Here is a 14997-nt window from a genome sequence, read left to right as displayed (position 1 = left end):
AAAAGGAGAAAAAGGTAACAGAGAGCCGTTCTCTAAGCCCAAAGCAAAGGAGAAAAGAAGGAAAAGGTAATAGAGCTCCACCACTACTTCCCCAGAGTCATCATCCCCAAAAAAATGTAAACTATTTTCACCAACGAAAAATTTTTTGTAAATAAATTTCCCCCTGACTTATTCCTGACACATTTCTTTTTTATTCTATTACTTGTAAGCAGCAGGACAAGACATTCAGACGAATAAATAATTATTTTAATAGAATAGAAAGAGGTTGAAGCAAAAGATGAAAAAAAGTATAAAGAAGTGGATTATTAGTGGAGTATCGGTAGTAGTAATAGGTACAGGAATTGGATCTTATTATTATTTTACAAATGATAATCAAACAGAAGTAAGAGCACAGGTTAGAACCCAAACGGCGACTGCTGAAACTGGTGATGTAGAAATAGAGATAAGTGGGACAGGAAGCATTGCAACCATTAATAAAGAAACCTATACTTCTACAGGCAACGCAACTGTTGATGAAGTGCTAGTCGAAGTTGGGGATGAAGTAGAAGAAGGTGATGAACTAGTAACTTTTGAAGATGATACACTTGATCCAATTGAAGCTACTTTTTCTGGTGAAATTACTGCCTTGAATGTAGAGGAAGATGGAAATGTATCGATGGGAACAGAAGTCGTTACTGTTACGGATTATGATCATCTAGAAATGGTTGTAAATGTAGATGAATTAGATATTTCTAAAGTGAAGGTTGGACAAGAAGCAAGTATAAGCGTGAGCGCACTTGAAGACAAAGAATTTACTGGAAAGGTAACAAGTGTTGCGAAAGAAGCAAATAGCGATAATACTAGTGTTGCTAAGTATGCTGTAACGGTCAAAATAAGCAAGCCTAGTGGGTTATTAGTTGGTATGACAGCAGAAGCAACTATCACAACAAGTACAGCTAAAGATGTCATCACTGTTCCGATTGAAGCAGTACAGAAGGAAGATGACGAATATTATGTGCTAGTGGCATCTGGAACAACAACAAATGAAGATGGAACAACAGAAACTGAATCTACTAAACAAACAGTTGAAGTAGGACTTGAAAATACTGAGGTAGCAGAGATAAAGAGTGGTTTAGAGGAAGGAACAACTGTTGTACTGCCAACATTTGAATCATCAAGTGATAGTGAGACACAAGGTATGTTCCCTGGCGGCGGCCAAATGCCAAGTGGTGAAGGTAGAGGTCAGATGCCAGAAGGAGGCCAAGGTGGCGGAATGCCTTCCGGTGGATTTGGAGGTGGAAATTAATGATTGAACAGCATGCACTTGTTGAGATAAAGAATGTAAAGAAGGAGTATACGCTTGGAGGAGAAACGGTTACTGCATTAGATAATGTTAGTTTCACTGTCAATAAAGGCGATTTTATTGCGATTATTGGTCCGTCAGGCTCTGGTAAATCAACGCTCATGAATATGATTGGTTGCTTAGATACTCCAGATTCTGGGGAATATTACTTAGACGGACAAAATGTTTTCTCCTTAAAAAGCAAACAGTTAGCAGAGGTTCGAAATCATAAGATCGGTTTTATTTTTCAATCCTTTAATCTTCTAACCAAACAATCTGCATTTGAAAATGTAGAATTACCATTGGTTTATAGAGGAATTGGTAGTAAGGAAAGAAAAGAAATTGCCTTACAAGCTTTGAAAAAAGTAGGACTATTAGAAAGAGCAGGACATAAACCAACAGAATTATCTGCCGGTCAGCAACAGCGCGTGGCAATTGCCCGTGCTCTTGCTGGGAATCCTCCGATTTTACTTGCTGATGAGCCTACTGGAGCCCTTGATAGTAAAACAGGAGTAGAAGTAATGAATTTAATGAAAGATCTAAATAGACAAGGGCATACCATTATATTAATAACCCATGATTTAGAAATTGCGAAACAGGCGAAGCGAGTTATTCGCATTCAGGATGGCCGGTTAGCAGAGACAAAGGAGGTAGTTGTCTCTTGAGATTAGGACAAGCAATCAAGATATCTTTTAAAAATATTACAATGAATAAATTAAGAGCGGTGCTTACCATGCTTGGTATCATCATTGGTGTAGCAGCGGTCATTGCATTAACCTCATTAGGAATGGGAGCCTCTAATTCCGTTTCCGATGAAATTTCGGGGTTAGGAACGACAACCGTTTCTGTCAATCTTTCAGGAAATTCGAGTGATGAAGAGGTTGTAGATTTTGATGAACTGATGTCGTTTGAGGAATATGATGAAGTGAAGGCAGTTTCTCCAACAGTCACAACTTCTAGTACACTTAAAAATGGAACAACATCAAGTTCTGGTGTTACCGTTACTGGTGTTACGACTTCTTATGAAACCGTGCAGGATATTACTGTACAGTCAGGAAGAAATGTGATGGATATTGATTTAGACAATCGCAATAAAGTAGTAGTCCTCGGGTATAATGTAGCAACAGAATTATTCGGATTCACCAATCCAGTCGATCAAACGGTTCAAATTGATGGGACAACATATAAAGTAATCGGCGTGCTTGCAGAAAAAGGAGAAGAGTTAACTGGATCGGTTGATGATTCCGTTCTTATCCCATTTACAACAGCACAGCGTTTTATCGGACAAACATACGTTACATCAGCAACTGTATTGATGACGGATGAGGATTCAGTAGAAATGGGAATGGCAAAAATGAAGCAGAAATTATACAATCAGTTTGATGGAGATGAAACTTTATATTCTGTGCGAAATCAATCTTCTGTGTCAGAGGCTTTGGATTCTGTTTCTAATACAATGACCTTATTATTAGCCGGTATTGCGAGTATTTCCTTAATTGTTGGGGGAATTGGAATCATGAATATCATGCTTGTTTCGGTTACGGAAAGAACAAGGGAAATTGGAATTAGAAAGGCAATCGGTGCTAGAAAAAAAGACATTATGCTCCAATTTTTAATTGAAGCAATTGTACTTAGCGCGTTAGGTGGAATTCTTGGAGCAGCTATTGGAATAGGAAGCGCAGAAATTTTGTCTAGTACATTAGATATGACTTCCCAGATTACTTGGTGGGTAGTTGGAGGGTCGGTTAGTTTCTCTGTCTTGATTGGGGTTATATTTGGAATCTTCCCAGCTAACAAGGCTTCCAATTTAAGTCCACTAGAAGCATTAAGATATCAATAATAAAAGGAATAGATCAGCCATCTGTTAGCAGAAAAGGTCTGATCTATTTTTTTATTATTTAAATTAGCGGTATAATGGATTTCACTAGGAAAAAATAAAGCATGAGGAAAAAAGTAGATGAAAAAAATTCTAATTGTAGAAGATGAACTAGCAATTTCCATGGTTCTAGGAGCATATTTAGAAAACGTAGGATACGATGTGGATTATGCGTATGATGGAGACGAGGCTTTACAAAAGCTTGAAGAGGAAACGCCCGCTTTAATCCTATTAGATATCATGATGCCCTATTTGGATGGCTGGGGTGTCCTATCCTATATTCGGAAGAAATCAGCATGTCCAGTTATTATGCTTACTGCCTTATCCGATACAGAACAGAAGTTAAAAGGATTTGAAAATGGGGCTGATGACTATATAACAAAGCCCTTTGTAGGAGAGGAAGTTATTGCGCGTGTACAAGCGGTTTTAAGAAGGTCTTCTCATTATCAAGACGATGATGAGCGTGTTAAATACTATGGTGATTTAAAAATCAACTATGTGTCACATCAGGTTTTTCTTAATGGAATTGAGGTTCCCTTTACCCCTCGTGATCTTGCTGTTTTTCTCTTTCTAGCAAGTTATCCCAACCAAACCTTTACAAGGGATCAGCTTCTAGACCATGTGTGGGGAAGAGACTATGATGGGAGTGATCGGGCAGTTGACCTGGCGATTAAAAGAATAAGGAAATTATTAAATGGGTGGGATCCGAAAGATGGCGAAATTAAAACATTACGGGGACTTGGCTATCAATTTTATATTCAGGAAAAACAATAAAGAAAAAACGCCTCTTCTTTATTATTGGACGAAAAGGTATTTGCTCACATTATGTGGGGGCCTCTTGATTATTGGCATTGTCTCTATATTATGGATTCGCCATAATGCATTGGAGAATCGCCTAGAACTAACAAAATTAGTTGCCCAGGAAATAGCGGAGCATGCCAATGAGATGGAGGAAGGAAGGCTCAAAGATATTCGGCTACCGTTTTTGCAGGATAGACAGAAATTTATTAATGAAGGACAGCCACTAGATGCCTTTCTTAAAGATACTTCAGGAAATGTCCGTTCTCTGAATCAGAATTTTCCTCTAAGTTCTCTAGAAAGTCAGCAGCTGATTGAGTCTTTGCCTTTAGTAAGTGAATTAACCATTAAAAAAGTAACGCTATGGAATAAGCAAAGAGCATCTGTTGTCATTGCTCCCATTATAAATGGAGGGGAGCAAATAGGTTCTGTCTATATTATTCAGCCTCATAATCAGCTAAAACATTTAAATAAAGAAGAATATCAATTGCTAGGATTATTGCTGCTGAGTTTAGCATTTCTTGGCTGGTTTGTCATTTATTTCTTGTCTAAAAAACTAGCAAAGCCCGTAGAAGAGGTTGCCAGTGCTGCCCAACATTTAATGAATGGAAATTATCATATTAAGTTAAATGAAGATGTGCAGGAAAAAGAACTTTACCAATTGGTTTTATCGTTTAATGAAATGACAAAAAGGCTCTATGCATTAGAAAGTTTGCGGACCCAATTACTAGCAGGTGTCACCCATGAATTAAAGACACCGATCACTTCTATTAGTGCATTAATACAAGCTGTAAATGACAATGTCATACCTGATAATAAGAAAAAACAATTTTTAACAATGAGTTTGAAGGAAGCGGGAAGACTGCAGAATATGGTGGAGGATTTACTAGATTTTAATAGCTTTAGTGCAGGTTCGATTAAAGTGAATAAGGAAAAGCTAAATGTACAGGCCACGTTAAAGGAAATTATTTATCAATGGGAAATTGTCCATGGAGGCGCTTTAGCAACTACGGAGATAACCTTTGTAAATCCAGAGAAACCGCTTTATGCTATGCTAGATAGTGTGCGTTTTCAGCAAATTATCGTCAATCTATTAAATAATAGTTTACATGCAATCAAGGGAAAGCAAAATGGAAAAATAACCATCAGCCTAACCTATGACCAACAGAATGTAAACATTTTGGTAGAGGATAATGGCTATGGTATTCCAGAAGATGAGCAGGATTATATTTTTGAACGATTCTATCGAGGAAAGAATAAGAAAGATATCGAGCGTGGCCTAGGCTTAGGATTACCATATAGCCTTCTTTTAGCAAAAGCACAAGGAGGGCATTTATCTTTACAAAATTCAGAAGGTTCCTCTACAATATTTTTATTGCAATTTCCATTACTTGCATAAAATAAAGGAAGGGGTTGTTCGGAGATGATGGTTCAACAAGAAAAATATTGCAAGGAATCTTTGGTAGTTAAAACAAGCCGAATATTCCCTATTGATACAAATAATCATAATACATTATTTGGTGGAAAGCTAATGAGTTATATAGATGATGTAGCTTCTATTTCAGCATCTAGGCATTCAAGAAGTGATGTAGTTACCGCTTCAACAGACTCTGTTGATTTTCTATTTCCTATTAGCCCTACTGATTCTGTATGCTTAGAATCATATGTAACACATACAGGTAAATCCTCAATGGAAGTATTTGTGAAGGTAATAGCTGAAAACCTAAAAACAGGCGAAAGAAGACTTGCAGCAACATCCTTCTTAACCTTTGTTGCCTTAGATGAAAATGGCAAGCCACAGCGTATTCCCAAGGTTATTCCGCAATCAGAGGAAGAAACAATGCTCTACAATACAGCGGAGCAGCGTGTTAAAATCCGAAAAGATAGAAGAGAGCATAGTAAAGCATTTGCAAATGTTATTAGTACAGAAATGCCTTGGGGGTAAGTTGACCTAGTGAAGGAATGGCTGATAAAGTGCCGAGTTTGGCTGAAATGGTAAGGAATGGCTGATAAAGTGTTGAGTTTGGCTGAAATGGTGCTGGATTTGCTGATAAAGTGCCGAGTTTGGCTGAAATCGGTATAAGTTTTGCTGATAAAGTGCCGAGTTTGGCTGATATCAGTGCAAGATTAGCTGATATCAGCTAGATTCATACCATAACCAATTCATTATAAGCTCTGATTCCCTTAATCTTAAATATAAATACTAGAATATCGCTAATAAAACTATAAAACAGTCAATTTAGCATCAAAACTATTCACTTTCGCCCTTTACAAAGCGAATTCTTCCACTTAAAACCCCCACATTTTGCATAATCTACTTATTACCTTTTCTCTCAGCCGACTCTATAACTATATCTTCCTCCCTCTTTACCATTTATAAACTTACCACCACAACAATAAGTCGAATAAATAGAAGAAACGTTGCTATTATTGCAAATAATTTCGAAATACTAAGAAAAGTGTCAGAATATATTAACTTTTTAGAAAAAATAGTGTCAGAATATCTGACAAAATTAAAGACACTTGTCTAGAAGAGGATTATAATCCATACATGGAACAGGAGCAATTGGGAAAATCTCCCGGAGCTTCATAGATAAAAACAATTATAGGGGGCAAACTATGTTATCTAAAAAAGTACTTTCTTTAGCTATGACAGCAACATTGGCACTAGGATTTATGAGTGGCTGTGCTTCAAATGCAAACTCTGATAGTGAAGGATCTAGTGACAATAAAGTAATCAAAATTGTTACACAATCTCCACTTTCTGGAGGAAGTGCAACTTTAGGAGAAGCAATTAAACTAGGAGCACAACTAGCAATTGATCAACAGAAGGACAAATTTGCTGAGTTAGGTTTTGAAATTAAATTGGATGCACAAGATGATCAGGGAGATCCGAAAAAAGGAGTGGCGAATGCTAACTTAGTTGTAGCAGATCAATCCGTATTAGGCGTAGTGGGACACTTGAATTCAGGTGTTTCCATCCCAGCATCTGAAGTATATGAGAAAAATAATCTAGTAAGTGTATCTCCTGCAAGTACAGCAACAGATTATACAGATCGCGGTTTAAAAACCGTTAGCCGGGTTGTAGCTCGCGATGACTTCCAAGGTCCAGCAGGTGCACAATATGCGGTGGAAACATTAGGAGCAAAGAAAATTTTTGTTGTCCAAGATAAAACAGCATATGGTTCTGGGCTAGCAGATGCATTTAGAGCTGCTGCAGAAGAGCTAGGAGCAGAAATTGTTGGATATGAAGGAATTACAGTTGGGGAAAAAGACTTCAATGGTGTGTTAAACCAAGTAGCTTCTAAAAAGCCTGATTTAATCTATTTTGGAGGTCTTTATGCAGAAGGGGGAATCCTTGTTAAACAAGCTCGTGAAAAAGGACTAGATATCCCATTCATGGGTGGAGATGGCTTAGACTCTTCTACTTTTGTGGAAATTGCTGGAGATGCTGTTAAAAATACATTCCTTACTTCTGTTGCTGGAGACACAACAAAATCAGAAGAAGGAACGAAATTCGCTGAAGACTATCAAGCAGCTTTTGGCAAAAGCATTGAATCCTATTCAGCATATGCATACGACTCAGCTGCCGTATTGCTAGCAGGAATTGAGAAAGCTATTAAAGATAATGATAACAAATTACCATCACGTGAAGATGTAACAAATGCTGTACGTGAAACACAAGATTACAAAGGGGTAGTAACAGAAGTTGGATTTGACGAAAAAGGCGATAACAAGTATGCGAAAATCTTTATCTACAAATTTGACGAAGCAAAATATCCAGCTAATTTAGAGGATGAAATCAGCCAATAAGCAAGAACATAGAAAGGGTATGGATCATCCTGTACCCTTTCTATTTTTTACAAGCATTACATAACTAAGAAAGTCTACCAATTTAGGTTGAATATATATTCTAGTAGATAGATAGTAACTATAAATGCCAAGCTCATTGACGTTAATATTGCTGAGCTGATGGAGCGGAAGACACCTTGACTCCTGCGGGAAATGAGGGAAATGGGAGACCCCACAGGCGAAGCTGAGAAGGCTCCCATCCCTCCCGCGGAAAGCAAGTGTCTGTAGCGGAAATCAACGGGCTTCATGATAATTCCTATCTATCTACTAAACACAATTAAATCAAAAGTGTGGGGAAGAAAATGCTAACAGAAATCTTACAAACGTTACCGCAAGTTTTAATTGATGGATTAACATTAGGAGCCGTATATGCCGTTATTGCATTAGGATACACAATGGTTTATGGAATATTAGAATTAATAAACTTTGCTCACGGAGAAATATTTATGACAGGAGCATTCATTGGGACAAGTATCTTAATCGTTTTAACAAGCTTAGGATGGACATCCATGTTACCTGCGGTTATATCATTAATTATTATGCTCCTATTTACAAGTCTGCTAACAGGATTTTTAGGAATGGGAATTGAAAGAGTTGCTTATCGCCCGCTACGTAAGGCGCCAAAGCTAATTGCCCTTATTTCAGCAATTGGTATCTCCTTTTTATTACAGGATATCGTTCGTTTTATCACAGAATTATTCAAAGGGAATTATATTTTAACATCACCAAGTCTGTTCACCGATAAGATTAGCATCGGATCTATTTTCGGTTCCCATGCAGCAAGCTTCAAAAGTTCCTTTCTAGTTGTCATTATTGTCGCGGTTATTTTGATGGTTGGATTAGACTTTTTTGTTAATAAAACAAAATGGGGCATGGCAATGAGAGCAGTTGCCCAAGATCGAGATACTGCCTCCTTAATGTCCATTAATGTGAACAAAGTAATTTCCGTGACCTTCTTTGTAGGATCTGCTTTAGGTGGTGCAACAGGCGTACTATTTGCAGTGCAGTATGGAACAATCGATCCTTATATAGGATTTATACTAGGACTTAAAGCATTTACAGCAGCAGTACTTGGCGGAATTGGAAATATTCGTGGGGCAATGTTCGGTGGTATGCTCATTGGATTAATTGAAATGTTTACTGCTGCCAATCTTTCCATTATAACAGGTGGTATTATGGGCGCAGAATATAAAGATGTTGTTGCATTTGCCATATTGATTATCGTTCTTATTTTTAAACCAGAAGGCTTATTTGGCAAAGCCGTAGCAGAGAAAGTGTAGGTGGAAAAGATGGCTAACATGATCAAAACAATCCAAACAAATAAAGTGGCCCAAATCATTCTTTTCTTTGCCTATGTATTAGTTACTACTGCAGCTTTAGCCCTTTCGCAAAAATCAGTTATTGCCTTTTTACTTCTACTATTGTCACTTCTGATTCTTTATTATATGAATCTAGGAAATAAAATGAAGTGGGGGATAGCCTTACTTATTTTAGTAATTGTGTTGCCCGTTTCAGCTAGTCAAGGGCCCTCCTATCAGGCTTATATGGAAGTAGCAACAATGGTAGGAATTTATGTATGTATGGCACTAGGCTTAAATATTGTAGTAGGTCTTGCCGGTTTGCTTGATTTAGGATTTGTAGCATTTTTTGCTGTAGGAGCATATACATATGGTATTTTTGCTAGTGCGCAGGCAAATAATTTCATGCCTTTTGGAACCTATCCTTTGTCTGGAAACAGCTTTTGGTTTTTTATCATAATCGGGTTATTTGTAGCAGCATTATTTGGTGTATTATTAGGGATTCCTGTTCTGAGGGTAAAAGGAGATTATTTAGCCATTGTAACCTTAGGCTTTGGTGAAATAATCCGAATTGTATTTAATAACTTAGATAAGCCAGTAAACATAACAAATGGAGCAATGGGGCTTCCAAGCATTCAACAGCCTGAAATATTTGGCATCACCTTAGCCCAGCCAAATCAATTCTATTATATTGTCTTAGTTATGTTCATTATTGTTATTTATGCAGTTACTAGAATGGAGCATACAAAGTTAGGGAGATCATGGAAAGCGGTAAGAGAAAATGAGATTGCGGCACAAGCAATGGGAATTCCCCTTGTAAAAACAAAATTAACAGCATTCGCTATCGGAGCTTCTTTCTCTGGAATGATGGGAGTTGTCTTTGCTGCCAAGCAGATGTTTGTTGATCCTACAAGTTTCACCTACTTAGAATCTACGACTATTCTAGTTATGGTTATTTTAGGAGGAATGGGAAGCGTACCAGGCGTTATTTTGGGAGCTGCAGTTGTTACGATTTTGAATTTACAGGTATTAACAGAATTAACTGGTTGGTTAAGTCAAGTGACAACTATTCCAGATGCCTTATCTCCAGCAAAAATGCAAAGATTTATCTTCGGTGCACTTTTAATTGTTATGACCTTATATCGTCCTCAAGGATTGATACCTGCTAAAAACAAGAAATTTAATGAAAAGAAATTAAAAGAGAGCATAGCGGAAAAACAATAATCTACTAAATTGCTTAAGGAGGGGCATCAAGTGAATATACTCGAGGTGAAAGGATTAACCAAAACTTTTGGCGGACTTGTAGCGAATGCCAATATTGATATGTCAGTCGAAAAAAATTCGATTACAGCTGTAATTGGTCCAAATGGTGCTGGAAAAACTACTTTTTTTAATATGATAACAGGTGTATATAAACCAACGTCTGGAGAAATAGTTCTAGCTGGAAAATCGATTGCTGGATTTAAGCCTCATGTTGTGGCAAGACAAGGGATTTCGAGAACGTTTCAGAATATCCGTCTATTCAGTGATATTACAGTATTGGAAAATGTCATGGTCGGTATGCATAACCATATTAGAGGAAGCTTGATTGGAACATTGTTTCAATTACCAAAGGCAAGACATGAAGAAGAGGAAGCGATGAAAGAGGCATACCGGATATTAGAATATGTAGGGCTTGCTGATCTATTAAATGAAGCAGCTGGAAATTTGTCCTATGGGGCACAACGGAGATTAGAAATTGCTCGTGCTTTAGCCACAAAGCCTAGCGTTTTATTATTAGATGAGCCTGCTGCTGGTATGAACCCAAAGGAAACAAGGTTATTAACAAATTTAATTCAAGATATGTGTAAGAAATATGATTTAACGATTATTTTAATAGAGCATGATATGAAGCTAGTCATGGAAATTTCCAATCATATCATCGTACTAGATCATGGAGAGAAAATTGCAGAAGGTGGTCCTGAAGAGATTCGTTCCAATCCTAAAGTAATCGAAGCCTATTTAGGAAAAGGAGCGGTATCACTTGCTTAAAGGGGGTAGCAGCGTGGAAAAGATACTAGAAATAACAGGAATCGAAGCTTGGTATGGTGGAATTCAAGCTTTAAAAGGAATAAGCTTACATGTGAATAAAGGAGAAATTGTAACACTAATAGGAAGCAATGGTGCCGGAAAATCCACAACGCTTAAATCCATTAGTGGGCAGGTGCCGATAAAAAAGGGAAGCATTCTTTATTATGGAAAGGATATTGCTAATATAGCAGCACATAAAACAGCTGTGATGGGCATTTCACAAGTGCCTGAGGGAAGAAGGATTTTTCCAAAGCTTTCGGTACGAGAGAATCTATTAATTGGAGCGTTTGCAGTAAAAGACAAACAATTAATTGAAACAAGAATGCAAAAAGTGTTTGAATATTTTCCTAGATTAAAAGAAAGAGTGGAGCAAAAAGGTGGAACAATGAGTGGCGGAGAGCAGCAAATGCTTGCAATTGGTCGAGCACTCATGATGCAGCCAGAGGTGCTGATGTTAGATGAACCATCAATGGGGCTTGCTCCTATTATTGTGGAGCAAATCTTTGAAATTATCAAAGAGCTTAATAAACAAGGGATGACGATATTATTGGTGGAACAGAATGCATTCCAAGCATTGCAAATTGCAAGTAGAGGATATGTTATTCAAACAGGAGAGATTGTACTAGAAGGAACAGGAGAAGAGCTCATTACGAATAAACAAGTTCAGGAAGCATATTTAGCTTAAAAAAACCTTAGACTGTAAATAAAGGAGAAGGCTATCCGCCGCCTCCTTCTTGACGTTAAGAATGTAAAGTTTTCTGAAGTCAATTTGCTGTCTAGCACCGGGCATCTAGGAGCTGATGGGCTACTCAACCTTCCCTTTCGATAAGTCAACATTGAATCGCTATTGCTCTTCATGTTTCCTTTATCTCAGGAACAATTTTTCCACCCCACACGCCCCTAAACGGTTGCCCTTCGCTTTTCTCAATTATTTAAAAATTTAACACAAACTGGTTCTGGTGCCTCTATTTCTGATTGTAATAGAGTAAGTTTTCCTGTAACAGAATCTCTCTCAAATAAAGTAAGAGTGTCAGACTGTTCATTTGATGCAAGAAGGAATTGTTCTGTTGGATCCAAAACAAAATCTCTTGGCCAGTTTCCTTCTGTTGAAGTTCGTTCGATAAAGGTTAATTGGCCAGTTTCACTATTAACTTGGAAAATAGAAATGGAATTATGTCCGCGGTTACCTGCGTATACAAAGTTTCCATCGGAAGAAAGATGGATTGCACTTCCTTGACTATTTTCTGTGAAATCAATTGGTAAAGTAGAGATATATTGTAATTCTTCAAATGCTCCTGTTTCGGAGTTAAAGGATAAAGCAATAACTTCATTGCTTAATTCTGTCATGACATAAGCAAATTTACCATTAGGATGGAAGGCAATATGTCTTGGACCACTTCCAGGTTTAACAGACAAACTGCTAACCTCTTCTAGCTTATTATCGACGAGCTTGTAAGTATCTACGCGGTCTGTACCTAAATCAACAGAGACTGCGTATTGATCATTTGGAGTAAAACCAGCGAAATGCATATGCGGTTTTTCCTGGCGTGCAGTATTAGGGCCTGTCCCAGTATGTTCAATAATAGATGCCACACGATTTAATGAACCATCTGCTGTATTTAATGAGTAGGATTCCGCAGTTCCTTTGTGATAATTTGCAGAAAGAACGATTGTTTTATCAGCATCTACACTTACATGACAGGGTGATGCTCCCTCTGAATATTCGCGATTAATGAGAGAGAGAATTCCGTCAGCACTAATAGAATAAGCAGAAACTCCACCTGTAGAGCCTTCTTTGCCGACTGCAAATAAATGCTGATTATCGTTTGTGATTGTTAAATAGGTAGGGTTTTCAATTTCAGCTGCAAGCGAAACATCCGTGATTTTTTTTGCATCTGTGTCTAGTACAAAGGAATAAATACCTTTACTCGATTTCTTTGTATATGTGCCAATGTAGCCAGTGAATTTTGTCATAAACAGATCTCCTCGTATAGTAAGTTTATAGTCCTCTTTCGAGGTAATTTCCAATTAAAATATTGTTCTTTGATAATTCTATAGATGTTAGTTCAGATAGTGGGGGGCTAGCCCCCCACTATCTGAAAAAGTTTTCCAAAGGGTGGACTTTTCGTGATGTCCCTAGATAATGGTCTTAGGATCATTTGGGGGATTTCTATCATCTCCTGTAGCTTTGACTACTACAAAAGTCTGTCTCCCCAGTCCTTGTTCGAACTTCTAACCCGCAGGCTGTTCCCTTTGGCAGCCCATGCTGGAAGTTGCAGCTTCCAGGCAGCTCATGGACCAAAGTGAGTTCTAATACGCGAGGGTGATTGACCGACAAGTACACTGGGGATATCCCGAAGAGTCCTTCCCTTGATCCTAGATTGAAAGGAGGTTAGCCACCATGAAATTATTTGTTGGAATAGACGTTAGCTCTCAAGATATGAAAGCTTGTGTCATGAATTTTGAAGGAGAAGCATTAACTGCTCTCACTGTTGACAACAATTTGACTGGGGCATCTTATCTGAAAGATCAGATTGTCAAGATAGCCCAAAGTAACTCAATTTCCGAGATTCAAATCGGGATGGAGGCCACTTCAGTCTATAGTTGGCATCCTGCTATGTTTTTTCACGAGGATGAATCTCTTAAAGAATTTAAAACAACAGTCTTTACTATTAATCCAAAACTAATTAAAAAATTTAAAGAGTCATATGTTGACCTGGATAAAACAGACCAAGTCGATGCTTGGATTATTGCAGATCGCTTACGGTTTGGACGTCTTCCACTAACGGCGGTGATGCAGGAACAATTTATTGCTCTTCAAAGGTTGACAAGAATGAGATATCATCTCGTTCACAACCTAACGCGAGAAAAGCAATATTTTCTGCAACACTTATTTTATAAGTGTAGTTCCTTTACGACTGAAGTGGATAGTTCGGTTTTTGGAAATGCCATGTTAGAGCTATTTCTTGAACAATATAGCTTAGATGAAATTAGCTCAATGGATCTTCAAGAACTTGCGAATTATCTTCAAGATAAGGGCAAAAATCGCTTTACTGACGCCGAGTGTGTGGCGAAATCCATTCAAAAGGCTGCGAGATCTTCCTACCGATTATCAAAGTGTGTGGAAGATTCTATCGACCTATTATTAGGGACTTCAATAGAGTCCATCCGTAGTATAACTAAACAGATTAAAGAACTTGACAAAGCCATCCAAAAGCTTCTAGAAGGTATCCCTAATACCTTACAGACGATTCCAGGAATAGGCCCAGTCTATACCGCTGGTATTTTAGCCGAAATTGGACAAATTGATCGCTTTGATAACCAAGCTTCCATTGCCAAATATAGTGGACTTACATGGTCCAAGAATCAATCAGGAAAGTTCCAAGCTGAGGAAACCAAAATGATACGTTCAGGAAATAGATTTCTTCGTTATTACCTTGTTGAAGCTGCCAACTCGGTTCAACGAAATGAACCTGAATTTCGGGCATACTACCTGAAAAAATATCGTGAGGTTCCTAAGCATCAACACAAAAGAGCACTCGTCTTAACGGCAAGAAAACTTGTGCGGTTGGTCGATGCGCTGCTACGCAACGATCAAGTCTACACGCCAAGAAGGAAGGTGAATAACTAAAGGATAAAACATCCTAAATCCTTCAATATTTTCCAGTAAATGGTTTAATATCTTACTGGGTTTCTTAAGTATTGTCTTTTTTAGGTATTGGTTGGCTTACAATTTCCAATTCCTTAGATTTTGGTACTTGACATATTACCGCAGGACTTTT

General features: G+C 37.8%; 13 protein-coding genes. 12 read left to right on the top strand and 1 reads right to left on the bottom strand.

What is annotated here, in order from left to right:
* Positions 1-277 precede the first annotated feature (277 nt).
* From ADJ83_RS06950 to ADJ83_RS06900, 11 genes are all read left to right on the top strand, one after another.
* Positions 278-1285 carry an efflux RND transporter periplasmic adaptor subunit gene (locus tag ADJ83_RS06950; RefSeq protein WP_048717298.1) on the top strand — a complete coding sequence of 336 codons (1008 nt, stop codon included), beginning with the start codon at positions 278-280 and terminating at the stop codon, positions 1283-1285.
* Positions 1285-1986, top strand: coding sequence for an ABC transporter ATP-binding protein (locus ADJ83_RS06945; RefSeq protein WP_031539205.1), 702 nt, complete (start codon positions 1285-1287; stop codon positions 1984-1986). The genes ADJ83_RS06950 and ADJ83_RS06945 overlap by 1 nt, the downstream gene beginning before the upstream one ends.
* Positions 1983-3161 (top strand): ABC transporter permease, encoded by a 1179-nt coding sequence (locus ADJ83_RS06940; protein WP_031539202.1) that lies wholly within the window; start codon positions 1983-1985, stop codon positions 3159-3161. The genes ADJ83_RS06945 and ADJ83_RS06940 overlap by 4 nt, the downstream gene beginning before the upstream one ends.
* Positions 3162-3278: 117 nt before the next feature.
* Positions 3279-3971: a response regulator transcription factor gene (locus tag ADJ83_RS06935; RefSeq protein ID WP_031539201.1), complete on the top strand. Its 693-nt coding sequence runs from the start codon at positions 3279-3281 to the stop codon at positions 3969-3971.
* A gap of 64 nt (positions 3972-4035) precedes the next feature.
* Positions 4036-5394 (top strand): HAMP domain-containing sensor histidine kinase, encoded by a 1359-nt coding sequence (locus ADJ83_RS06930; RefSeq protein WP_197030902.1) that lies wholly within the window; start codon positions 4036-4038, stop codon positions 5392-5394.
* Positions 5395-5418: 24 nt separating this feature from the next.
* Positions 5419-5940, top strand: coding sequence for an acyl-CoA thioesterase (locus tag ADJ83_RS06925; protein ID WP_031539199.1), 522 nt, complete (start codon positions 5419-5421; stop codon positions 5938-5940).
* Positions 5941-6614: 674 nt separating this feature from the next.
* Positions 6615-7808, top strand: coding sequence for a branched-chain amino acid ABC transporter substrate-binding protein (locus tag ADJ83_RS06920; RefSeq protein ID WP_031539198.1), 1194 nt, complete (start codon positions 6615-6617; stop codon positions 7806-7808).
* Positions 7809-8149: 341 nt separating this feature from the next.
* On the top strand, positions 8150-9127 hold the full coding sequence (locus ADJ83_RS06915; RefSeq protein WP_031539197.1) for a branched-chain amino acid ABC transporter permease: 978 nt from the start codon (positions 8150-8152) through the stop codon (positions 9125-9127).
* 9 nt (positions 9128-9136) lie between these two features.
* Positions 9137-10369, top strand: a complete 1233-nt coding sequence (locus ADJ83_RS06910) for a branched-chain amino acid ABC transporter permease (RefSeq protein ID WP_031539196.1) — start codon at positions 9137-9139, stop codon at positions 10367-10369.
* 30 nt (positions 10370-10399) lie between these two features.
* The gene (locus tag ADJ83_RS06905; RefSeq protein ID WP_031539194.1) at positions 10400-11176 is read left to right on the top strand and encodes an ABC transporter ATP-binding protein; all 777 of its coding nucleotides are present in this window, start codon (positions 10400-10402) and stop codon (positions 11174-11176) included.
* Positions 11177-11189: 13 nt separating this feature from the next.
* A complete protein-coding gene (locus ADJ83_RS06900; protein ID WP_031539192.1) occupies positions 11190-11900 on the top strand; it encodes an ABC transporter ATP-binding protein in 711 nt (236 codons plus the stop codon).
* 239 nt (positions 11901-12139) lie between these two features.
* On the opposite strand, the gene ADJ83_RS06895 is transcribed toward ADJ83_RS06900, so the two are convergent.
* Positions 12140-13189 (bottom strand): lactonase family protein, encoded by a 1050-nt coding sequence (locus ADJ83_RS06895; RefSeq protein ID WP_031539191.1) that lies wholly within the window; start codon positions 13187-13189, stop codon positions 12140-12142.
* A gap of 427 nt (positions 13190-13616) precedes the next feature.
* On the opposite strand from ADJ83_RS06895, the gene ADJ83_RS06890 reads away from it, so the two are divergent.
* Entirely contained in the window at positions 13617-14846 is a 1230-nt protein-coding gene (locus ADJ83_RS06890; protein ID WP_031540352.1) for an IS110 family transposase, read from the top strand.
* Positions 14847-14997 lie beyond the last annotated feature (151 nt).

Source organism: Bacillus sp. 522_BSPC (assembly GCF_001076885.1).
Classification (GTDB): Bacteria; Bacillota; Bacilli; order Bacillales; family Cytobacillaceae; genus Niallia; species Niallia hominis.
This window is presented reverse-complemented; position numbering and strand designations above follow the sequence as displayed.

Excerpts from the sequence above, each read along its gene's own strand:
- ADJ83_RS06890 (WP_031540352.1), top strand. The coding sequence starts at position 13,617 with ATGAAATTATTTGTTGGAATAGACGTTAGCTCTCAAGATATGAAAGCT.
- ADJ83_RS06950 (WP_048717298.1), top strand. The coding sequence starts at position 278 with ATGAAAAAAAGTATAAAGAAGTGGATTATTAGTGGAGTATCGGTAGTA.
- ADJ83_RS06895 (WP_031539191.1), bottom strand. The coding sequence starts at position 13,189 with ATGACAAAATTCACTGGCTACATTGGCACATATACAAAGAAATCGAGT.
- ADJ83_RS06945 (WP_031539205.1), top strand. The coding sequence starts at position 1,285 with ATGATTGAACAGCATGCACTTGTTGAGATAAAGAATGTAAAGAAGGAG.
- ADJ83_RS06910 (WP_031539196.1), top strand. The coding sequence starts at position 9,137 with ATGGCTAACATGATCAAAACAATCCAAACAAATAAAGTGGCCCAAATC.
- ADJ83_RS06925 (WP_031539199.1), top strand. The coding sequence starts at position 5,419 with ATGATGGTTCAACAAGAAAAATATTGCAAGGAATCTTTGGTAGTTAAA.
- ADJ83_RS06935 (WP_031539201.1), top strand. The coding sequence starts at position 3,279 with ATGAAAAAAATTCTAATTGTAGAAGATGAACTAGCAATTTCCATGGTT.
- ADJ83_RS06915 (WP_031539197.1), top strand. The coding sequence starts at position 8,150 with ATGCTAACAGAAATCTTACAAACGTTACCGCAAGTTTTAATTGATGGA.
- ADJ83_RS06920 (WP_031539198.1), top strand. The coding sequence starts at position 6,615 with ATGTTATCTAAAAAAGTACTTTCTTTAGCTATGACAGCAACATTGGCA.